Below are 20630 nucleotides of genomic sequence, written 5' to 3'. Positions count from 1 at the left end.
GGCTGGATCACCTCCTTTCAAGAGTCAGTCTTGACTCAAGCACTCACACTCATCGGCTGTAGGTTGAAGATACGGAGAACTGGGTCAGTAGCTCAGTCGGTTAGAGCACCGTCTTGATAAGGCGGGGGTCATAGGTTCGATTCCTATCTGACCCACCATTTGCCCTAGGCAGATGATCAATCAGTTTACCGATGGGGGCATAGCTCAGCTGGGAGAGCACCTGCTTTGCAAGCAGGGGGTCGTCGGTTCGATCCCGTCTGCCTCCACCAGCACCTGGTGCTGATCTGGAAGGAATCAGAATGAAGGGCATTGCATGACGCAGTGTGTTTCATTCTGACTGCTTCAGTTGGAAGAGTAGTAACTCTGTATCTGATCTTTAACAAGATAGAAGAAGCAAGACTCAAATTAAGTTTTTTTGGGTTTGATTGTATCGAGTTCTGAATTCGACAAGTCGAAGGATTCAGACGTCGCAAACACCGTAACCAAGAACACGACGTGTTTGAGGTTATAGGATCAAGCGAATAAGTGCATCTGGTGGATGCCTTGGCGATCACAGGCGATGAAGGACGCGGCAGCCTGCGAAAAGCTGCGGGGAGCTGGCAAACGAGCTTTGATCCGCAGATGTCCGAATGGGGAAACCCACCTCTTTTGAGGTATCCATGACTGAATACATAGGTCATGTGAGGCGAACCAGGGGAACTGAAACATCTAAGTACCCTGAGGAAAAGAAATCAACCGAGATTCCCAAAGTAGTGGCGAGCGAAATGGGAAGAGCCTGTACGTGATAGTCCTTGTTTTAGCAGAACGGCATGGAAAGGCCGGCCATAGTGGGTGATAGCCCCGTATGCGAAAAGACAAGGGTGGTACTAAGCGTACGACAAGTAAGGCGGGACACGCGAAATCCTGTCCGAAGATGGGGGGACCATCCTCCAAGGCTAAATACTCGTGATCGACCGATAGTGAACCAGTACCGTGAGGGAAAGGCGAAAAGAACCCCGGGAGGGGAGTGAAATAGAACCTGAAACCGGATGCATACAAACAGTGGGAGCCCCCTCGTGGGGTGACTGCGTACCTTTTGTATAATGGGTCAGCGACTTACGTTCAGTAGCGAGCTTAACCGAATAGGGGAGGCGTAGGGAAACCGAGTCCGAATAGGGCGTTTAGTTGCTGGGCGTAGACCCGAAACCAGGTGATCTATCCATGGCCAGGATGAAGGTGCGGTAACACGCACTGGAGGTCCGAACCCACTAGTGTTGCAAAACTAGGGGATGAGCTGTGGATAGGGGTGAAAGGCTAAACAAACCTGGAAATAGCTGGTTCTCCCCGAAAACTATTTAGGTAGTGCCTCAAGTATCACTAACGGGGGTAAAGCACTGTTATGGCTAGGGGGTCATCGCGACTTACCAAACCATGGCAAACTCTGAATACCGTTAAGTGCGAGCTTGGGAGACAGACATCGGGTGCTAACGTCCGGTGTCAAGAGGGAAACAACCCAGACCGCCGTCTAAGGTCCCAAATGCTAGATTAAGTGGAAAACGAGGTGGGAAGGCATAGACAGCCAGGATGTTGGCTTAGAAGCAGCCATCATTTAAAGAAAGCGTAATAGCTCACTGGTCGAGTCGTCCTGCGCGGAAGATGTAACGGGGCTCAAATCTAGAACCGAAGACGCGGATGTATCTTTGATACATGGTAGGGGAGCGTTCCGTAGGCCTGTGAAGGTGGCTTGTGAAGGCTGCTGGAGGTATCGGAAGTGCGAATGCTGACATGAGTAGCGTTAAAACGGGTGAAAAGCCCGTTCGCCGAAAGCCCAAGGTTTCCTACGCAACGTTAATCGGCGTAGGGTGAGTCGGCCCCTAAGGCGAGGCTGAAAAGCGTAGTCGATGGGAAACAGGTTAATATTCCTGTACCGATTCTGAGTGCGATGTGGGGACGGAGAAAGGTAGGTCAGCCGGGTGTTGGATGTCCCGGTTTAAGCGTGTAGGTGGGGGATTTAGGCAAATCCGGATCCCTGTTAACACTGAGGCGTGATGACGAGGGCCCTTTGGGCCCGAAGTGATTGATCCTATGCTTCCAGGAAAAGCCACTAAGCTTCAGCTCAGAATTGACCGTACCGCAAACCGACACTGGTGGGCAGGATGAGAATTCTAAGGCGCTTGAGAGAACTCAGGAGAAGGAACTCGGCAAATTGACACCGTAACTTCGGGAGAAGGTGTGCCGCAGTAGGGTGAAGGTCCTCGCGACTGGAGCTCGACGCGGTTGCAGTGAAAAGGTGGCTGCGACTGTTTATCAAAAACACAGCACTCTGCCAAGACGAAAGTCGACGTATAGGGTGTGACGCCTGCCCGGTGCCGGAAGGTTAAATGATGGGGTGCAAGCTCTTGATTGAAGCCCCGGTAAACGGCGGCCGTAACTATAACGGTCCTAAGGTAGCGAAATTCCTTGTCGGGTAAGTTCCGACCCGCACGAATGGCGTAACGATGGCCACACTGTCTCCTCCTGAGACTCAGCGAAGTTGAAATGTTTGTGAAGATGCAATCTCCCCGCTGCTAGACGGAAAGACCCCGTGAACCTTTACTGTAGCTTTGCATTGGACTTTGAACGGACTTGTGTAGGATAGGTGGGAGGCTTTGAAGTGGTGACGCTAGTTGCCATGGAGCCGTCCTTGAAATACCACCCTGGTGCGTTTGAGGTTCTAACCTAGGTCCATCATCTGGATCGGGGACCGTGCATGGTAGGCAGTTTGACTGGGGCGGTCTCCTCCCAAAGTGTAACGGAGGAGCTCGAAGGTCACCTAGGTACGGTCGGACATCGTACTGATAGTGTAATGGCACAAGGTGGCTTGACTGCGAGACCGACAAGTCGAGCAGGTGCGAAAGCAGGACATAGTGATCCGGTGGTTCTGTATGGAAGGGCCATCGCTCAACGGATAAAAGGTACTCCGGGGATAACAGGCTGATTCCGCCCAAGAGTTCACATCGACGGCGGAGTTTGGCACCTCGATGTCGGCTCATCACATCCTGGGGCTGTAGCCGGTCCCAAGGGTATGGCTGTTCGCCATTTAAAGTGGTACGTGAGCTGGGTTCAAAACGTCGTGAGACAGTTTGGTCCCTATCTGCAGTGGGCGTTGGAAGTTTGAGAGGGGCTGCTCCTAGTACGAGAGGACCGGAGTGGACGCACCTCTGGTGTACCGGTTATCACGCCAGTGGTATCGCCGGGTAGCTAAGTGCGGAAGAGATAACCGCTGAAAGCATCTAAGCGGGAAACTCGCCTCAAGATGAGACTTCCCTAGAGCCTTGAGCTCTCTGAAGGGTCGTTCAAGACCAGGACGTTGATAGGTCGGGTGTGGAAGCGCAGTAATGCGTTAAGCTAACCGATACTAATTGCCCGTGTGGCTTGATCCTATAACCTGAACCAGGTCGGTTCAGGGTGGCGACAAGCTCGTATGATCTAACCTGAAACGAATTTGAGTGTGTGGGGCTGTCGGCCGCGCACCGCTTCTTCTATCGATTTGGAGCAGGACTGTATACAGTCGTAGCTCAACCAGTTACGTCTGGCGACCATAGCGAGTTGGCCCCACGCCTTCCCATCCCGAACAGGACCGTGAAACGACTTAGCGCCGATGATAGTGCGGGTTCCCGTGTGAAAGTAGGTCATCGCCAGACTCCTCATGAAAACCCCCGGGTGCTCACGCACCCGGGGGTTTTGCTTTAGGATCGGCGATCCAGCGCACCCAGGTCCCGGTCGTTGATCTGGCGGGGACGGTGGCACTCAGGCAAGTCCGCCATTGGGCAGCTGGCCACCCCGCCCCGGCGTCAGCACCACCTTCCGGCACGCATCCTCCTTCTCGTTGAAGATCTTGTAGCCCAATGCCGCCTCCTCAAGCGGCAGGTGATGGGTGATGATCACCTCAGGGTTGAGCTTGCCAGCCAGGATATATTCCAGCAGCTCCGGCATGAAGCGCTGCACATGGGTCTGCCCCATCTTGAAGGTCAGTCCCTTCTCGAACGCATCGCCAAACAGGAAGCCGTGAATGAATCCGGCGTAGACGCCTGGTACGCTCACCGTGCCGCCACGGCGGGTTGCAGCAATGGCCTGTCGCAATGCCTTGCCGCTTGACCCCTCCAGCTTCAGATTGGTCAACACCGTTTCCACCGGACTGCCCTTGGCTTCGAATCCGACCGCATCGATCGAGGCATCGACACCACGAAAATCAGTGGCTTCGATGATGCGCTCGGCGGGATCGTCATCGTCATCGAAATTGATCGGTTCCACCCCATAGGCGGCCACTGCGAATTCCAGCCGGTACGGATGGTGATCGACCATGAAAATCCGCTCGGCGCCCTTCAACCGGGCGCAGGCAGCCGCCATCATCCCGACCGGGCCTGCGCCAAAGATCGCCACGGTGCTTCCTGGCTGCAGATCGGCGTTGACCACAGCCTGATAGCCAGTGGGCAGGATATCCGAGAGGAACAAAACCTTTTCGTCGGCGATGCCGTCCGGAATTTTGAGCGGACCGGTGTTGGCAAATGGCACGCGCACGTATTCCGCCTGCCCGCCCGCATAGCCGCCGTAGAGATGGCTGTAGCCGAACATCCCCGCACCGGAACGGACGTTCTTCTTGTTCAGGATGGCACCGCGGCCGGGATTGCTGCTCTCGCACGCGGAGTACAACTGTTTCTGGCAGAAAAAGCAGTCGCCACATGAAATGGTAAAAGGAATCACCACCCGGTCACCCTTGCGGACCCGAGTGACGCCGGGGCCCGCTTCCTCGACCACGCCCATGAATTCGTGCCCCAGGATATCGCCATCGCGAACCTCGGGAATCTTGCCGCGGTACAGATGCAGATCCGAGCCGCAGATCGCGGTGGCGGTAATGCGCAGGATGATGTCCTGCGGCGTCTGCAGCACCGGATCGGGCACGGTGTCGACGCGTACATCGTGCGCGCCGTGATAGGTCAATGCTCTCATTGGTTTCTTCCTTGTTCAGCCAACGATGTCCTTGGGTTTGAAGCGCGCATTGACCCGTTCCCATGCCGCATAGGCCGCATTGCGCCCACCGTTTTCCCAGCGCAGGTGGGCTTCGTTCGCGTTGTGCAGACGCTCCCGCAGCTCAGGCTCCCATTCATCAAACGTGCGCCCGTCATCCAGTGAACGTGCGGCGGAGCCAAGCAGGTAGGCCGGCGCATATTCGTCGTAAGGGCGTTCGGAGCTGGCATAGGATTGCTCGGCGTGGTGTTCGCGCCAGTACTCATCTTCGATCGTGGGATTGAAGGCTTCTGCGGCTTCCTTGCCGATCAGACCGCCTGCAATCGCGCCGATCGCCGCGCCGGTCAAGGCGCCCAATGGCCCCAGTGCCGCGCCTGCGGCGCCCGCTGCGAGCATGCCACCGATGCCAGCGGTGGCTCCGGTTGCTGCGCCGAGTGCGGTACCGATGGGATGGCTGCCGTGTGCCTTGGTGATCGGGTCCGGGTTGGCGGAGTCGCCTTGCCGTATTTGGGAATGGGCCATGGTTGCTGCTCCTGGTTCAGGGACGCGAGATCTGTGATGGTGCAAGCAACGTGCCACCTGGAGCTGGAACCGTTCTTGCTCGATGCGCCGGGTCATTGATGCCTGTAGCGCTAGGAGCAAGCGATGAAACCTGATCCCAATCCTTCGGCGCCCGCCCGCAAGCCAGATGGTGCGCCCCCACAGAGCGACAAACCGATGGCTTCGAATGAAGATGACCGGAGCAACTACGAAGCCAATTATCCGGATGGTGCGGTTGGCAGTAGCGGCGCAAAGCGGCCGGCGGGCCCGGGCCGGATCTGATCCATCGCGGCAGGGCAGGGGGGATTTTCGCCGAAGGTGCTTTCCCCTTTGCTGCCAGCCGCTCACGACTTGGTCGGGTCCGCCCGTCCGTCTTCGACAAGGAGAAGTGTTCTGATGATGCTGATAAGCCGTACCCGCTTTCTTTCCCACGGGCGCGCCACGGTCGATTCGAGCCGGCGGCTGGCAATGGCGCAGCCCGATGTGCCCCAGGTGACGCCGGAATCGCCCGCTCCGTTAATTCCGCCTGCCCCAGTGCCGACACCGGCGCCGGTGGAGGAGCCACCGCAGACGCCTGCCCATCAGCCGGGCCTGCCCCCCAACCAACCTGCCGATCCGCCAATCCATGAACCAGAGCCTGATCGCGTCCCCGATCCGATCAACCCGGAACGCCCAACGCATCCGGATCAGGAGCCTGCGCATCCACCGATGACACCGCCGTTCGATCCACCTCAGGATGCGCCTTATTTCAAGGCAAGGACGAGACCGGTCCTATTGCAAGAGGGGGTTGCTCCCGCTACGGCGGACCATCGCCTATGGCGCAGCTGGATGTCTTGTAAAAACAGCGCCATGGCCGTGTACGAATTGCAATCTTCTCGCCGGGCCACGTGATGATGACGTTCCTGCTGGTTGGCGGGGCGGTGCTGATGCCGATCTTGATGTGTCTGATCGTGGCGCGTCGGCCCCGCTTTGCCCGCGCCTTCGCTTGCGCGGCTTATCTCGCGCAACTGGCATCCGGGGTGATCGCGGCGTTGAAGGTCTGGGAGGTGCGTCGCACCGGACAGGTCCTGATGACCACCATCCACGAGTTGTTTCTCAACGATTTTTTCCTGGCATGCGCAGGGCTGGCCGGTCTGTTCCTGCTCTACGCCACGCTGTGGCTGGCGCTATATGGCCAGTGGCCGCCATTGGGTCGGCAGGCATATTGAATCGACACGGAGCCCGCACAAAACGGGGGCTGGATCGGTGAAGGGGTACCGTGGTGCAGCGCTGCCTGCAATGGCGTGCTCCGGCACCGATTTTGCTCTTTAGCCTAACTGCATAGATTGCGAACAGGAGGAGCGCCATGCTGCGAAAGCATCATTGGTGGCAGGACGGGGTGGTCTACCAGATCTATCCCCGTTCGTTCATGGATGGCAACAACGATGGGGTCGGAGACCTGGCCGGGATTCGGGCACGGCTGGACTACCTGGCATGGCTGGGGGTGGATGCGATCTGGATTTCGCCGATCTACCCGTCGCCGATGTCCGATTTCGGCTACGACGTCTCCGATTACACGGATATCCACCCGCTATTCGGGTCGCTGGCCGACTTCGACGCCTTGCTGGCCGAGGCGCATGCACGCCGCCTACGGGTGATACTGGATTTCGTGCCCAACCATACCTCGGATCAACATCCGTGGTTCACCGAATCGCGCTCCTCGCGCGATAACCCTAAGCGTGACTGGTTCATCTGGCGCGACCCGGCACCCGATGGCGGCCCGCCGAACAACTGGCTGTCCAACTTCGGTGGCAGCGGCTGGGAATACGATGCGCAGCGTGACCAGTACTACTATCACGCGTTCTTGAAGGAGCAGCCTGACCTGAACTGGCGTAATCCGCAGGTGCAGGATGCGATGCTCGATGCAATGCGCTTCTGGCTGGATCGGGGCGTGGACGGTTTCCGCATCGACGTGATCTGGCATCTGATCAAGGACAAGGATTTCCGCGAGAACCCGGTCAACCCTGAATATCACGCACAGATGGGCGAGCACCGGCGCCTGCTGGCCACCTACAACACCGATCGCCCAGAAGTGCATGATGTGATCGAGCGCATGCGCAATCTGCTGGACAGCTACGAAGACCGGATGATGGTCGGCGAGATCTATCTGCCGGTGGAGCGGCTGGTCACCTACTACGGTACCGGTGGTCGCGGGGTCCATCTGCCGTTCAATTTCCAGCTGATCGGCATGGCCTGGGATGCGCAGTTGATCCGGACCGCAGTCGACCAATACGAAGCCGCGCTGCCACCGCACGGCTGGCCCAATTGGGTACTGGGCAATCACGACAATCATCGCATCGCCAGCCGCATCGGCGTCGAGCAGGCGCGGGTGGCCGCCATGTTGCTGTTGACGCTGCGTGGCACGCCGACGCTTTATTACGGCGACGAGATCGGCATGCGCGACGTGCCCATCCTGCCTGAACAAGTGCAGGATCCGCTGGAGAAGAACATGCCCGGCCTGGGGTTGGGGCGCGATCCCGAGCGCAGCCCGATGCAATGGGACAACAGCCTGCATGCCGGCTTCAGTCTGAGCACGCCCTGGCTGCCGATTGCCGACGACTATCCACAGGTCAACGTTGCTGCCGCGCAACGCGACAAGCATTCACTGCTGCATCTGTACCGCAAGCTGATCCTGTTGCGCGATGAATGGCCGGCGTTGGCGGTCGGCAGCTATCGTGGGTTCTCCACTTCGGACCAGGTATTCGGCTATCTGCGCGAACACGATGACCAGCGACTGCTGGTTCTACTCAATTTCAGCGCCAAACAGCAGTTGGTGGATCTGGGCAGCATGCTGGGCGGGTATATCCTGCTGAGCACCGGACTGGTACGCGAAGGCGAACCGGTGGCCGGCACCCTGCTTCTGGATGCACACGAAGGGGTGATTGTCTGCACTGAATGTAATGGCTGATCACAGCCAAAGTGCCTGCGTGACAGCCCCGCCTTCATGGCGGGGCTGTCCTTTCACAGTGCCACGATCACGCCGGCCCCGCCGGCAAGCTGGAGTGTTCCGCTCTCTGCAGTCCTCACCGTTGCACCTGCCGTGCTTTCCAGCAGCATCTCCCCAGGGGGCATGGCGATGCTGCAAGGACGGTCGCTGAAGTTGAGCGCGACGCGGATCTGCCGGCCTTCATGTTCGCGCTCGAAGACAAGCGCGCCGAGCGGGGCCGCCAAGCCGCGATAGCTGCCGACCGCCAGTGCCGGGTGCTCCCGGCGCAACTGGATCAAGCGGCGGTATAGCTGCAGTACCGACGCAGGGTCGTCGCGTTGAGAGGCCACATTGACCTGGGCCGCGTCCTCGGCCAACGGCAGCCACGGCTCCCCCTGACTGAAGCCCGCGTTGGCGCTGTGGTCCCATTGCATCGGAGTGCGCTGCGGATCCCGGCCACGCCCGAGACCGGGCATGTTCTTCTCGATGGGGTCCTGAAGCCGCTCCGGCGGGATCGGCACGTTGCGCATGCCGATCTCGTCGCCGTAATAGAGCAGGGGCGTGCCGCGCAGGGTCAGCAGCAACATGGCAGCCAACCGCTCCTGTCCTGCCGGTACGCGGCTGGCGACCCTGGGCTGGTCGTGGTTGCCAAGCGACCAATTGGGCCAGCCATGCGTGGGCAGCGCGGCTTCATACTGATCGATGGCCGCAGCCATGCTTTCCGCATTCCATGGCGTGCCGAGCAGCGCGGTATTGGCGGGCAGATGCACACCGTCACCCTCCCGGCCGTAATAACTGACGGTGCGTTCGGTCGAAAGATAGAGTTCGGCGATCAACACCCGTTCGGGATAGGCATCCACCACCTTGCGCATGGAACGCAGCAGGCCCTGCATTTCCGGGCGGTCACTGGTAAAGACATGCAGCAGCCGCTCGTGCTCGGGCTGGTTGTCCTGCCAGCCCGGGTTGGGCGGGTTGTTGCGCAACTGCTCATCCTTGATCAGATGCCAGATCGCATCGAGTCGCAGCCCATCGACACCCCGGTCCAGCCAAAACCGCATCACCTGGTGCATGGCCGCCTGCACCGCAGGATTGCGCCAGTTCAGGTCGGGTTGCTGCGGCAGGAAGGTGCGCAGGTAATACTGGCCCGTCGGCTGGTGCATTTCCCAGGCGAGCCCGCCAAAGTGGGAGCGCCAGTTGTTCGGCGGGCCGCCATCGGGCAGCGGGTCCTGCCATACATACCAATCCCGTTTGGCACTTTTGCGGGAACTGCAGGCGTCGATAAACCAGGGATGGCGGTCGGAGGTATGGTTGGGTACGAAGTCCAGGATGATCCGGATGCCACGCGCATGGGCGGCGGCAATCAGATCGTCGAAAGCCGCCAAGTCCCCAAACAGCGGGTCGATGTCGGCGTAGTCGGTGATGTCGTAGCCGAAATCCAGCATCGGCGAAGGCTGGATCGGCGTGATCCAGAGTGCGTCAACTCCCAGCCATGCCAGGTAATCCAGGCGCTCGCGCAGGCCGGTCAGATCACCGACACCGTCGCCATTGCCGTCCATGAACGAACGGGGATAGACCTGATAGATCACCCCACGCTGCCACCACATATGCTCAACCATATACCGGCTCCCTTGTGATCCGATCCCCATGCCCTTGCACAGGGCATGCCAGCGCTGGCATGCCCATCCCTGCTTGGCTTTTACGTGCAGCTTGTGCGCGTCGCGGTGTAATTCCTGCCCATGCAGCGGCACGGCCAGCCCATGGAGCGCGATCAGGGCTGGGGCGCTGCCGCGGCACGGTTATTGCTGCCGGCTGCACTTGCCGTCTGCAAGGGAAGCGCGAATGCCTGACGCTGTGCTGCTGGCCCGGATCCAGTTCGCTGCCAATATCACTTTTCATATCCTGTTCCCGGCAATCAGCATCGCGCTGGGGTGGGTCTTGCTGTTCTTCAAGCTGCGCTTCAACCATACCGGTGCGGCATGCTGGATGGATGCGTACCGGTTCTGGATCAAGGTGTTCGCGCTCACCTTTGCGCTGGGCGTGGTGAGTGGCATCACCATGAGCTTCCAGTTCGGTACCAACTGGCCGGGTTTCATGCTGACCGTGGGCAATGTGGCCGGACCGTTGCTGGCCTACGAAGTGCTCACCGCGTTTTTCCTGGAGGCCACCTTTCTGGGCATCATGCTGTTCGGCATGCGCCGCGTGACCCCGCGGGTGCATACGCTGGCCACCCTGCTGGTCGCACTGGGTACCACGGTGTCGGCGTTCTGGATCCTGGCGCTCAATTCCTGGATGCATACACCGGCCGGCTTCGAGATGCGCGAAGGCAAGGCCTATGTGACGAGCTGGATCGAGGTGATCTTCAACCCCTCGTTCCCCTTCCGCTTCACCCACATGCTGCTGGCGTCCGGGCTGACTGTCTCGTTTCTGCTGGCCGGTGTATCCGCCTACCGGTGGCTGCGCGGTGATCGGCAACCGGAGGTGTCGACCGGACTGCGTATCGGCGTCTACTTGGCCGCGCTGCTGATTCCGCTGCAGATGCTGGTCGGCGATCTGCATGGGCTCAACACATTGCAGCATCAGCCGGCCAAGATCGCGGCAATGGAAGGGTTGTGGCAGACCGGGGCGAGCGTGCCGGCGGTGTTGTTCGGCTGGCCCGATGCGTTGGCGCGCCGCACCGATTTCGAGATCGCCATCCCGGGGCTGGCGTCCCTGTACCTGACCCATTCGCTGCAAGGCGAGGTACGCGGGCTGGACGCTTTTCCAGAACATCCGCCGGTACTGCCGGTGTTCCTCGCCTTCCGGGTGATGGTCGGCATGGGCCTCATGATGCTGCTAGTGTCCTGGTCCGCGGCTTGGCAGCTGTATCGGCGGGGCGAGCCAGGGCGGGGCCTGGCACGGGTGCTGGTGGGAATGACCTTTGCCGGCTGGGTCGCGCTGGTTGCCGGGTGGTACACCACCGAAATCGGCCGCCAACCCTGGCTGGTCCACGGTGTGCTCAAAACTGCCGACGCTGCCGGGCCGGCCGCAGCGTCGACCGTCGCGCTGTCGCTGACCCTCTATCTGCTGCTCTATGCCGCGCTGATCCTGGCCTATGTCTCGGTGCTCTTCTATCTGGCGCGCAAGGCCGGCGACGAGCCCGAGACGATGGACATGCCCGAGGTGCAGACGCCGCAGCCGGTACTGCCGTCCACGACGCCGCCACCGGCCCGGCCACGCGACGAAGGAGGGGCCGATGCCTGAGTCGGGTATGGCATATTGGCTGCCGCTGGCCAGCATGGCGCTGATGGGGCTGGCGGTGCTGGTCTATGTGGTGCTGGATGGTTATGACCTGGGTGTGGGCATCCTGTTACGGCACGCGCACGCGGATGAGGACAAGGACCTGATGATCGCGGCCATCGGCCCGTTCTGGGATGCCAACGAAACCTGGCTGGTCCTAGGCATCGGCCTGCTGCTGGTTGCTTTCCCACTGGCGCATGGCGTGATCCTGGGCGCGCTCTACCTGCCGGTGACGGCCATGCTGTTCGGGCTGATCCTGCGCGGGGTGGCATTTGATTTCAGGGTCAAGGCACGCGCGCATCACAAGCCGTGGTGGAACCGGGCGTTCCACGCCGGCTCGCTGATCGCGGCACTTGCCCAGGGCGCCATGCTGGGCTTGTATATCACCGGTTTCCGCGATGATGCGTGGGGCGTGCTGTTTGCCGCGGTAGTCGCACTCGGTCTGTGTGCAGGCTATGCGCTTCTCGGCGCCGCGTGGCTGATCCTGAAGACTGAAGGCGCATTGCAACGGCTGGCGGTGCGCTGGGCGCGCGGTGCGCTCGGGTTGACGGCCGTAGGCGTGGCCGCGGTCTCGCTCGCCACTCCGCTGGTCAGCCGGCGTGTGTTCGACAAGTGGTTCTCGTGGCCGGAACTGGTGTTTCTCGCACCGATTCCGCTGGCCACCATGCTGCTGTTCTTCGGCTGCGCATATTGGCTGCAGCGGCTCCCGGCGCGCCTGGCGCAAGGCGATGAGCGCGGGGCGGGGCGTCTGTTTGCCGCTGCGGCCACGATCTTCGCGCTGGCGTTCTGCGGGCTGGCGTACAGCCTGTTCCCGTACCTGGTGGTCGACCGCATCGATCTGTGGCAAGCGGCGAGTGCGCCTGAATCGCTGGCTGCGGTGCTGATCGGCGTGGCCATCGTGCTGCCGACCATTGCCGGCTACACCCTGTATGCCTACCGCGTCTTTCGCGGCAAGGCGACCGCCCTCCATTACCACTGACCAAGGAGCGTCCCATGAGTACGAGCAAACACTACCCGGAGGAAGACGAGCGCATCGTGAGTCCTGAGGACCCGCAATTCGACCCTGCGGTGCGGGAGGCCGAGGCACCGCTGGATCAGCAGATCGAACGCGAGGACGTGCGCGATGTGCATACCGAGGCCCTGCTGCGCAATGCGCCGCTGGCCGAGGGGGATGGCCGGGAAAGCCTGCGCCGCGAAGGCGTGGCGCTTGAGGAGGACGAGGAAGGCTCACCTACGATCGGCATCGATCCCAGCCTACCCCCCCTCCCGGACGTGCCGGACGAGGAAGATCCGGACGCCGTGGTATGAGGACCCGGGCCGGCCATGGATAATGTCTCCCTTTCGCGGTGCCGGCCGTCCGCGCGTCGGTGCCGCAGGTTCGACACAGGGAGACTGAATGGCACCGATGGCCCAACTCGACCGCTTCGAGCGTCTGATCGATTCGCTGCTGCCTCGGATCGCCAACTATGGCATCGATCTGTTGGTGGCGCTGATTGTCCTGTTGGCTGGTTGGTGGCTGGCGCGCCGTCTGGCCGGTGCCGTGGTGGGCCTGGTGGTACGCGCCGGGGGCGATGCGACGGCGGCGCCATTGATCGGCACTGCGGTGATGTGGGGCGTGCGCATTCTCACGCTGGTGAATGTACTGGCGCGTCTGGGTATCCAGACCACCAGTATCGTGGCGGCGCTTGGCGCGGCGGGGCTGGCGATCGGCCTGGCATTGCAAGGCACGTTGCAGAACATCGCCGCCGGACTGATGTTGCTGCTGCTGCGGCCGTTCCGGGCGGGCGACTACATCGAAGGCAGCGGCACGATTGCCGGCACGGTGCGCGAAGTGGGGCTGTTTTCCACACACCTGGGCAAGCTGGACGGCGTCTCGCTCTATGTGCCCAACAGCCAGCTATGGTCCAACGCCGTGACCAACTTCAGTCGCAATCCCACACGCCGGATCGAGGTGGCCTTCCAGGTGTCGGTCGCGCAGATCGAACCCGGACTGCAGTTGCTGCGTGAGCTGATTGCCGCCGAGCCGCGCATCCTGTCCGAACCGGCTCCGACTGTACTGGTCGCCGATTACACCGACGCGGGCGCCAAGCTCGCCCTGCAGGCCTGGGTGATCAATGCCGACTACACCGCGGTGCGGGCCGAACTGTTGCGCTCGATCCGTCCCCGGCTTGAGGCACAGGCAGAACCGCAAGTGTGACGTGGTTCACCCGTGCAAGGGCATCCGCCGTCTGCACCAGCCGGCGGTGCGGTCTGTCGTCATGTCTTGCGCTGCACTCCGGTCATTCAGTGTGCATCCGGCCCACGTTTGTGTTGCGGCCGCACAAAATCCTATGCCATCTGGATGCCATTTAAGGCCGGCAGGTGGAAAACCTGCGCGCGGGCCGACGCTGTAGTGGTCTTGCCATGTATTACATGACAAAGACAATGTTACCCTCTCAGGTTTCTCGTTTGGCAGCCGCAGCCCCATTTTTTACCGGTCATCCGGTGGAAACCTACTTTCACCGGGGGTAGCAGGGGTCCCGTAAGGAAGTAAGGTGCTTGAATCGCAGTACGGCCAACAGGATCAGCGCAGCATTATTCATTGAAATTGAATGCTTTCAAGACCGTCCGATTGATTCGAGCTGCTGCATATATGACGACAGTATGACAAAGAAGGCGATTTTTGTTTTTAAAATCAGATGTTTGACAACGTGCTATCCTCGCGTCTCGCATAAAACATCCTGCCATGCGGGGTGAATGGTTGCGTGGTGTGACAGCGCTGGTAGTATGCCCATCATTTTCGATTTATGACGGGAAAAAGGTAATTTGACGATTGACGCTGTTATCCATGTTTGCCAACATTTTTCCCGTAAATTTCTTTTAAAGTAAGTTATTCAGCAGTCAATATGAAGGGAGCATGCATGCCGCAGGAGACGGAAGCGCATCCAGGCCGCGCCGGCAAGGCATATCAATGGATACGCAAAGCAGTACCATTGTCGCTGGCGGTATTGCCCACGCTGCTTTGGGCGGCCTATGACGAGAGCGACCCGGTCGTGCTTGAAGCGAAGGTCAAGTATATGCACGACGACAATCTGTTTCGTCTTGCCGATGGTGTCGACCCGCGCTCGGTACGCGGCGATGCGCGCCGTGCCGACAGCGTGATCGAGCCCAGGGTCGCGGCACGCGTCAATCTGCCTGCTTCACGCCAGTTGCTGCAGTTCGACGGTGAGGTCTTCTCTCCGCATTACCTGCACCACGACGAGTTGAACTACACCGGCTGGCAAGGCCTGCTGGCATGGCAGTGGCAGGTCGGCAGCGATTGGCAGGGGCAACTCTCCTATGGCGATCGCAAGCGCCTGTCCTCGTTCGAGGATGTGTTGCTCGGGGTGCGCGATCTGTACCGTACCCGCTCGGCCGATGTGTCGGCCAACCGTCGTCTGGGGGCGGTCTGGATGGTCGGCGTGAACGCCGGCGGCTCCCGCGAACGGCACGATGCCCGCCAGTTCAACGATTACGACGAGAAGCACTGGGGGGTGGGCGTCACTGCGCAGACCGGCAAGGGCAGCGTCTTTACCCTCAGAAGCAGCATCACCGAACTGGACTACGTCGACGACACGCTGGTCGCGCTTGGCGCACCGCAGCGCGGGTTCACCCAGCGCGGACTCGACCTTTCGTGGGAGGTCCCGGTCACCGGCCTGACCAAGGCAGGGGGCAACGTGGGATGGGTGCGCTGGAAGGACAAGGCCACCGGTTCGCACAGCAACAGGCTGGTCGGTGGGGTGAACGCGAGCTGGCAGGCGACCGAGCGCATCACGCTGGATGGCTCATATGACCGCAGCTTCGACGATCCGGGCCAGAACCGGGTACGCCGCATCATCGACACCTACCGGGTCGCGGCGTACTGGCAGTACCACCCCAAGTGGACGTTCAGCGGCGAAGTCCGTTACGAGGACCGGGCCGGTGCGCGCAAGGAAGAGGGAAGCATCGATGAGCAGACCCTGCTGTGGCGTCTGGCGGCCACCTATCGGCCCCATCCGGCGGTCGACGTGAATGCCTATGTACAGCAGCAAGGGCGCGATGCCGATACGGCAAGCAGTCAATACGACAGTACGCAATACGGTTTGAGCGCCCAGGTGCGCTACTGACCAGGAAGAGGTGAGGGATGTCTGGAAGTTCGGCGTGTTCCGGTTTACGGCAATTCGTTCCATGTGCCTGGATGGGGCGCTTCTGGTCTGAGCAGGAGGGAAAATGAACGCCAACGTCGATTTCGTAATACCGGCTCCGGAAACCGTACGCGGTCCGGAGCATGTGCATTCCGCATTGTTGAACGAGCGCTTCGGCCAATTGGCGAACGCCGCGCCGCTGGCAAGCTTTTGCAAGAGCTTTCTGGATCCGGTGGTGGTGGTGGTGGTGCTGTACGCGCTGGCGATCCCGTTCGACATCGCGTGGAACGGCTACCTGCTGATCTGGGCCGCGCTGGCGTTCCTGCTGTCCGCGCAATTGCTGGACGGTACCTTCCTGTTCGTGCCGGGTGTGACGCGGCCGCTCATGGGTCTGGGGCGCTTCGTCGCCGGCTGGCTCTGCGTGATCGGCTTCCTTTGGCTGATCGGACGCCTGTCGGGTTTGAACGACTATTTCTATCCGCCGTTCCTGCTGGCCTGGGAGATCGGCGCCCCGCTGGTGCTGATCGGGATGCATGCGCTGTTCCGGGCCGTGTTGCTCTACCCGAGCCGCTCGGCCAGCGTGCGCAAGGCGGTGATCATCGGTGCGAACCAGGCAGGTCAGGCGCTGGCCGCGCGTATCCGGGACAACCCGCAGCTGGGTCTTGATTTCGCCGGATATTTCGACGACCGCACGCTGGAGCGGCTTGAGGGCATCACCTCCGATGAACTGCTGGGACGGCTCAGTTCGCTTGCCGAGCATATCCAGATGCACAACATCCAGCAGATCTATATTTCGCTGCCGATGACCTCGCAGCCCCGGGTGCTGTCGCTGCTGGAGGACCTGAAGGACAGCACGGCGTCCATCTATTTCCTGCCCGATTTCTTTGTGTGCGATCTGATCCAGGCGCGCTTTGATCATGTGGGTGGCATTCCGGTGGTATCGGTCTGCGAAAGCCCCTTCGTCGGCACGGCCAGTCTCGTCAAGCGTGTGTCCGACATCGTGCTGGCGCTGCTGATCCTTGCGCTGATCTGGCCTTTGATGCTGGCGGTGGCGATTGCGGTCAAGGTGACCTCCCCGGGACCCGTGCTGTTCAAGCAGCGGCGCTATGGCGCGGACGGTGAAAGCATCCTGGTCTACAAGTTCCGCTCGATGACGGTGATGGAAGATGGGGACAAGGTGGTGCAGGCACGCAAGAACGACCAGCGTCTGACGCCGATCGGCGCCTTTATCCGCAGGACCTCATTGGACGAATTACCACAGTTCATCAATGTGCTTCAGGGCAAGATGAGCATCGTCGGCCCGCGCCCCCACGCCAATGCCCACAACGAGATGTATCGCAAGCTGATCCGTGGCTACATGATCCGGCACAAGGTCAAGCCCGGCATCACCGGTTGGGCGCAGGTCAATGGATACCGGGGCGAGACCGACACCATCGACAAGATGCAGAAACGGATCGAGTTCGATCTGGAGTATCTGCGCAACTGGTCGCTATGGCTTGATTTGAAAATCGTGCTGCAGACCGCCTTCAGCACGCTGCGCGACAAGAACGCCTATTGATCTTCTTTATCCCGAACCCAACGAACTTATTTTATTTGAAAGGAATACCATGCCTAACACCCATCCGATGCGGTATGGCCTGCTGCTGCTGATCCTGGCCCTCGCCGCCTGCGGCGACAAGGAGGCCGCCAAATCCCCCAGCCAGGTGCTGGCGCGGGTCAACGACAAGGAAATCACGGTGCATCAGCTCAACTACCTGTTGGCACGTCAGCGCCAGCCGGTCAGCGATGCCGACAAGCAGCGCCTGCTCGATCAACTGGTCGACCAGGAAGTCCTGGTGCAGAAGGCCGAGGAGCTCAAGCTCGATCGCGATCCGCAGGTGTTGCAGGCGCTGGAGCAGAGCCGCCGTCAGTTGCTGGCGCAGGCCGCGGCAGAGCGGGTGATCGGCAAGCCCACCGAGCCCAGTGCGCAGGAGCGCAGCAAGTTCTATGCGGAAAACCCGGCTTTGTTTGCGGAGCGGCGCATCTATGACTTCGTGAGCTTCAGCGTGCCGGCCGCTGCCGCTGCCGACAAATCGCTGCTGACCAGCCTGGATACGGCGAAGTCGCCTGCCGATACCGAAGCTGCGCTCACGGCGGCGGGTGTGCAATATCAGAGCGCCCGCGTGCGCCGGCCGGCCGAGCAGTTGCCGATGCCGATGCTGCAACGTATCGCCAGCATGCAGCAGGGCGACATCGTCTCGATTCCGGACGGCAAGGAGCGCGTGGTGCTGCTGCAACTGGAAGGCAGCCGCCCGGCACCGGTGAGCCAGAGCGACGCCGATCCGGTGATCAAGGCCTATCTGAGCAACGGCCAGGTCGAGCGCGAGGCGCGCTCGCGCATCAGCGGCCTGCGTCAGGGGGCCAAGGTCGAGTACGTGAAGCGGTATGCCGCGGTCGAAGCCGCCGCGCAGACCTCGGCGCCTGTTGCCGACAGCGCCGAACATCTCAAGGCCGGCGTGAAGGGGCTCAAATGATGCGGGGGCTCTGGTTGCGCACGTTGGCGCTGTGCTGCGCGCTGCTGATCGGGCTGAGCGCCACGGCGGCCGAGCGGAGCAACGAATATCTGCTGGGGGCCGGTGACGTGGTGAAGATCAGCGTCTACGACCATCCCGACCTGATGGTCGAAGCCCAGCTCACCCAGGCCGGCGAGATCAGTTTCCCGCTGCTGGGCACGATCAGGCTGGCCGGCATGTCGTTCTCGCAGGCCGAGGCCCATGTCGCCTCGCTGCTGCACAAAGGCGGCTTCGTCAACAAACCCAGCATCAATGTGCTGATCACGCAATACCGGTCGCAGCGTGTCGCGGTCCTGGGTGAGGTGTCGAATCCAGGCCGCTATGCGCTCGACAGCGCTTCCACCGTGATCGATGCGCTGGCCCTTGCTGGCGGGGTCAATCCCAACGGTGGCGATCTCGTGGTGCTGACCCGCGGCAATGAACGCCACGAGTATTCGCTTGCCGCCCTGCTCGCGCGCGACGGCAGCGCCCAGGCAGTGTCGGTGCAAGCGGGCGATGTGCTGTATGTGCCGCGCAGCGCGCAGGTATACGTGTATGGCGAAGTCAACCGGCCGGGCTCATTCCGGCTGGAGCGCAACATGACGGTGATGCAGGCGATCTCAGTGGCGGGCGGCTACAACGTGCGCGCCTCGCAGAAGGGCCTGCAGGTGAACCGCACCAAGCCCGACGGCAGCACCGAGCTGCTGGAGGTCAAGCCCACCGACTTGTTGCGTCCCAACGACGTCGTGTTTGTGCGCGAAGCGCTGTTCTGAAGCCTGAGGAAATCACGATGAATCTTGAGCAGTTTTTCCAGGTGTTGAAGGCACGTTTCTGGATATCGTTGCTGGTGTTCGTACTGGTGGTCGGCACTGCAATGGTCGTCAGTTTGCTGTTGCCTAAACAGTACACGGCGGAGGTGGTGCTGACCGTAGATTCCAAGGCGGTCGATCCTATCAATGGTCTGGCCACCCCAAATGTACTGGCACCGGATTATATGAGTACGCAGGCGCAGATCATCAGCAGCCATGGTACGGCACTTAATGTTGTTGATCAGTTAGGGCTGGACAAGCTGCCAGAGTCGCGAGAGGCCTTTTTGAAAGAAACAGAAGGACGAGGCGAAATTCGCGACTGGTTGGCCCAGTCGCTGTTACGCTCGCTGGAGGTCGAGCCGGCTCACGAAAGCCGCGTAATCTATCTGAACTACACAGCACCTGATCCGCGTTTTGCTTCAGTGATCGCCAATGCCTTTGCCCAGGCATATATCAAGACGGTCAGTAATATCCGTACAAGTGCGGCACAGCAGAATTCAGTGTTCTTTGAAGCCCAGCTCAAGACGCTGCAAGCGAATCTGGAGCGTGCCCAACGCAATTACTCGGATTACCAACGCGAACGCGGCATTGTCGCGTCGGATGAAAGGCTTGATACCGAGACCCAGCGCTTGAATGACCTTTCGTCGCAAACAGTGCTTGCCCAGTCGCAGACCTATGATGCGCGCGCACGTGCACGCGGCCAGGATTCTGCGCCGGATGTGCTCAACAATCCGCTGATCCAGCAATTGAAAAGCCAACTGGCGCAGCAGCAGGCCAAGTTTGACGAGCTGGCGCAGAAGGTTGGGCCGAATCATCCCCACTACGTCGCGGCCAGGGCGGAGTTGGAAGCAACCCGCAACGAGCTTGCAACATTGACCCGGCAGTATGCCGACGGATTGTCGAGCGCAGCCAATAATTCCGCATCTCGACAGGCCGCACTGCAAGGTGCTTTAGCCGCGCAGAAGGAGCGGGTGCTCAAGCTCAAATCCGAGCGCACCGAGCTCGAAGTACTGCAGCGGCAGGTGGAAAACGCCCAACGCGCCTACGAACAAGCACTGGATCGCTATTCCCAATCGATGCTGGAAAGCCGTTCGGAAGCTACCAATATTTCTGTGCTGAAGGCTGCGCCGATACCGATCAAGCCATCCAGCCCCAGACTGCTGCTCAATCTGGTGTTGGCCATTTTGATCGGGGGCCTTCTTGGTGTGGGGTTTGCCTTGTTGTTCGAGCTGCTCGATCGGCGTGTGCGCACAGAGCATGACATCCAGCATGGACTATCCCTGCCGGTGCTGGGGGCCTTGTCGTTGGCACCGCCACGCCGCCGTCGTTGGGCACGGTTCTCGAAATCCCCTGCCATCCAACCCGCCTAGAGAGACGCGCA

The 20630-nt window shown here is 60.6% G+C and carries 14 protein-coding genes, 2 tRNA genes and 3 rRNA genes (1 of these 19 cut by a window edge); 16 read left to right on the top strand and 3 right to left on the bottom strand.

The genetic code is table 11. The features are described from left to right. The 5 genes from N8I74_RS15180 to rrf form a co-directional block, all read left to right on the top strand. Window positions 1-18: ribosomal RNA gene (locus tag N8I74_RS15180) — 16S ribosomal RNA — on the top strand (it extends 1516 nt beyond the left edge of the window). 63 nt (window positions 19-81) lie between these two features. Continuing rightward, window positions 82-158: transfer RNA gene (locus tag N8I74_RS15175), tRNA-Ile, on the top strand. A gap of 35 nt (window positions 159-193) precedes the next feature. Continuing rightward, window positions 194-269: transfer RNA gene (locus N8I74_RS15170), tRNA-Ala, on the top strand. 242 nt (window positions 270-511) lie between these two features. Further along, window positions 512-3401, top strand: a 23S ribosomal RNA gene (locus N8I74_RS15165). A gap of 148 nt (window positions 3402-3549) precedes the next feature. Beyond that, window positions 3550-3662: ribosomal RNA gene (gene rrf / locus N8I74_RS15160) — 5S ribosomal RNA — on the top strand. Together the 16S, 23S and 5S rRNA genes with 2 tRNA genes alongside form the textbook arrangement of a ribosomal RNA operon. Before the next feature lie 106 nt (window positions 3663-3768). On the opposite strand, the gene N8I74_RS15155 is transcribed toward rrf, so the two are convergent. Together N8I74_RS15155 and N8I74_RS15150 are read right to left on the bottom strand one after the other, a co-directional pair. Beyond that, window positions 3769-4968, bottom strand: coding sequence for a zinc-dependent alcohol dehydrogenase (locus N8I74_RS15155; RefSeq protein ID WP_263123951.1), 1200 nt, complete (start codon window positions 4966-4968; stop codon window positions 3769-3771). 15 nt (window positions 4969-4983) lie between these two features. Continuing rightward, complete coding sequence (locus tag N8I74_RS15150; RefSeq protein WP_263123950.1) at window positions 4984-5508, bottom strand: hypothetical protein; 525 nt, start codon at window positions 5506-5508, stop codon at window positions 4984-4986. Window positions 5509-6416: 908 nt separating this feature from the next. On the opposite strand from N8I74_RS15150, the gene N8I74_RS15145 reads away from it, so the two are divergent. Further along, a complete protein-coding gene (locus tag N8I74_RS15145; RefSeq protein WP_263123949.1) occupies window positions 6417-6734 on the top strand; it encodes a hypothetical protein in 318 nt (105 codons plus the stop codon). A gap of 137 nt (window positions 6735-6871) precedes the next feature. Beyond that, window positions 6872-8473, top strand: coding sequence for an alpha-amylase family glycosyl hydrolase (locus N8I74_RS15140; RefSeq protein ID WP_263123948.1), 1602 nt, complete (start codon window positions 6872-6874; stop codon window positions 8471-8473). Between the two features lie 53 nt (window positions 8474-8526). Here the strand turns inward: N8I74_RS15140 and N8I74_RS15135 are convergent, their stop codons facing one another. Continuing rightward, window positions 8527-10107, bottom strand: coding sequence for an alpha-amylase family glycosyl hydrolase (locus N8I74_RS15135; protein WP_263123947.1), 1581 nt, complete (start codon window positions 10105-10107; stop codon window positions 8527-8529). 223 nt (window positions 10108-10330) lie between these two features. Here N8I74_RS15135 and N8I74_RS15130 point away from each other — a divergent pair, with 223 nt between their 5' ends. The 9 genes from N8I74_RS15130 to epsF all read left to right on the top strand — a co-directional run bounded on the left by N8I74_RS15130 (window position 10331) and on the right by epsF (window position 20619). Continuing rightward, window positions 10331-11731 (top strand): cytochrome ubiquinol oxidase subunit I, encoded by a 1401-nt coding sequence (locus N8I74_RS15130; RefSeq protein WP_263123946.1) that lies wholly within the window; start codon window positions 10331-10333, stop codon window positions 11729-11731. Next, the gene (locus tag N8I74_RS15125) at window positions 11724-12746 is read left to right on the top strand and encodes a cytochrome d ubiquinol oxidase subunit II (RefSeq protein WP_263123945.1); all 1023 of its coding nucleotides are present in this window, start codon (window positions 11724-11726) and stop codon (window positions 12744-12746) included. Before N8I74_RS15130 ends, N8I74_RS15125 begins: the two co-directional genes overlap by 8 nt. A 14-nt stretch (window positions 12747-12760) precedes the next feature. Further along, complete coding sequence (locus tag N8I74_RS15120; RefSeq protein ID WP_263123944.1) at window positions 12761-13075, top strand: hypothetical protein; 315 nt, start codon at window positions 12761-12763, stop codon at window positions 13073-13075. Between the two features lie 97 nt (window positions 13076-13172). Beyond that, window positions 13173-13964, top strand: coding sequence for a mechanosensitive ion channel family protein (locus tag N8I74_RS15115; RefSeq protein ID WP_263123942.1), 792 nt, complete (start codon window positions 13173-13175; stop codon window positions 13962-13964). A 703-nt stretch (window positions 13965-14667) separates the two neighbouring features. Further along, complete coding sequence (locus N8I74_RS15110; protein ID WP_263123941.1) at window positions 14668-15891, top strand: porin family protein; 1224 nt, start codon at window positions 14668-14670, stop codon at window positions 15889-15891. 103 nt (window positions 15892-15994) lie between these two features. Further along, entirely contained in the window at window positions 15995-17467 is a 1473-nt protein-coding gene (locus N8I74_RS15105) for an undecaprenyl-phosphate glucose phosphotransferase (protein WP_263123940.1), read from the top strand. Between the two features lie 49 nt (window positions 17468-17516). Beyond that, window positions 17517-18422 (top strand): EpsD family peptidyl-prolyl cis-trans isomerase, encoded by a 906-nt coding sequence (locus tag N8I74_RS15100; protein ID WP_263123939.1) that lies wholly within the window; start codon window positions 17517-17519, stop codon window positions 18420-18422. After that, complete coding sequence (gene epsE, locus N8I74_RS15095) at window positions 18419-19213, top strand: polysaccharide export protein EpsE (protein WP_263123938.1); 795 nt, start codon at window positions 18419-18421, stop codon at window positions 19211-19213. Before N8I74_RS15100 ends, epsE begins: the two co-directional genes overlap by 4 nt. A 17-nt stretch (window positions 19214-19230) precedes the next feature. Further along, on the top strand, window positions 19231-20619 hold the full coding sequence (epsF, locus tag N8I74_RS15090) for a chain length determinant protein EpsF (RefSeq protein WP_263123937.1): 1389 nt from the start codon (window positions 19231-19233) through the stop codon (window positions 20617-20619). Window positions 20620-20630: the final 11 nt, after the last annotated feature.

Source organism: Chitiniphilus purpureus (assembly GCF_025642115.1).
GTDB classification, from domain to species: domain Bacteria; phylum Pseudomonadota; class Gammaproteobacteria; order Burkholderiales; family Chitinibacteraceae; genus Chitiniphilus; species Chitiniphilus purpureus.
Note: the sequence above shows the minus strand (reverse complement) of the source record. Positions and strands in the feature narration are given on the sequence as shown.

What these genes read in the sequence shown, in the direction of transcription:
- N8I74_RS15155 (WP_263123951.1), bottom strand. Translation starts at nt 4,968, where the DNA reads ATGAGAGCATTGACCTATCACGGCGCGCACGATGTACGCGTCGACACC.
- N8I74_RS15150 (WP_263123950.1), bottom strand. Translation starts at nt 5,508, where the DNA reads ATGGCCCATTCCCAAATACGGCAAGGCGACTCCGCCAACCCGGACCCG.
- N8I74_RS15145 (WP_263123949.1), top strand. Translation starts at nt 6,417, where the DNA reads ATGATGACGTTCCTGCTGGTTGGCGGGGCGGTGCTGATGCCGATCTTG.
- N8I74_RS15140 (WP_263123948.1), top strand. Translation starts at nt 6,872, where the DNA reads ATGCTGCGAAAGCATCATTGGTGGCAGGACGGGGTGGTCTACCAGATC.
- N8I74_RS15135 (WP_263123947.1), bottom strand. Translation starts at nt 10,107, where the DNA reads ATGGTTGAGCATATGTGGTGGCAGCGTGGGGTGATCTATCAGGTCTAT.
- N8I74_RS15130 (WP_263123946.1), top strand. Translation starts at nt 10,331, where the DNA reads ATGCCTGACGCTGTGCTGCTGGCCCGGATCCAGTTCGCTGCCAATATC.
- N8I74_RS15125 (WP_263123945.1), top strand. Translation starts at nt 11,724, where the DNA reads ATGCCTGAGTCGGGTATGGCATATTGGCTGCCGCTGGCCAGCATGGCG.
- N8I74_RS15120 (WP_263123944.1), top strand. Translation starts at nt 12,761, where the DNA reads ATGAGTACGAGCAAACACTACCCGGAGGAAGACGAGCGCATCGTGAGT.
- N8I74_RS15115 (WP_263123942.1), top strand. Translation starts at nt 13,173, where the DNA reads ATGGCCCAACTCGACCGCTTCGAGCGTCTGATCGATTCGCTGCTGCCT.
- N8I74_RS15110 (WP_263123941.1), top strand. Translation starts at nt 14,668, where the DNA reads ATGCCGCAGGAGACGGAAGCGCATCCAGGCCGCGCCGGCAAGGCATAT.
- N8I74_RS15105 (WP_263123940.1), top strand. Translation starts at nt 15,995, where the DNA reads ATGAACGCCAACGTCGATTTCGTAATACCGGCTCCGGAAACCGTACGC.
- N8I74_RS15100 (WP_263123939.1), top strand. Translation starts at nt 17,517, where the DNA reads ATGCCTAACACCCATCCGATGCGGTATGGCCTGCTGCTGCTGATCCTG.
- epsE (WP_263123938.1), top strand. Translation starts at nt 18,419, where the DNA reads ATGATGCGGGGGCTCTGGTTGCGCACGTTGGCGCTGTGCTGCGCGCTG.
- epsF (WP_263123937.1), top strand. Translation starts at nt 19,231, where the DNA reads ATGAATCTTGAGCAGTTTTTCCAGGTGTTGAAGGCACGTTTCTGGATA.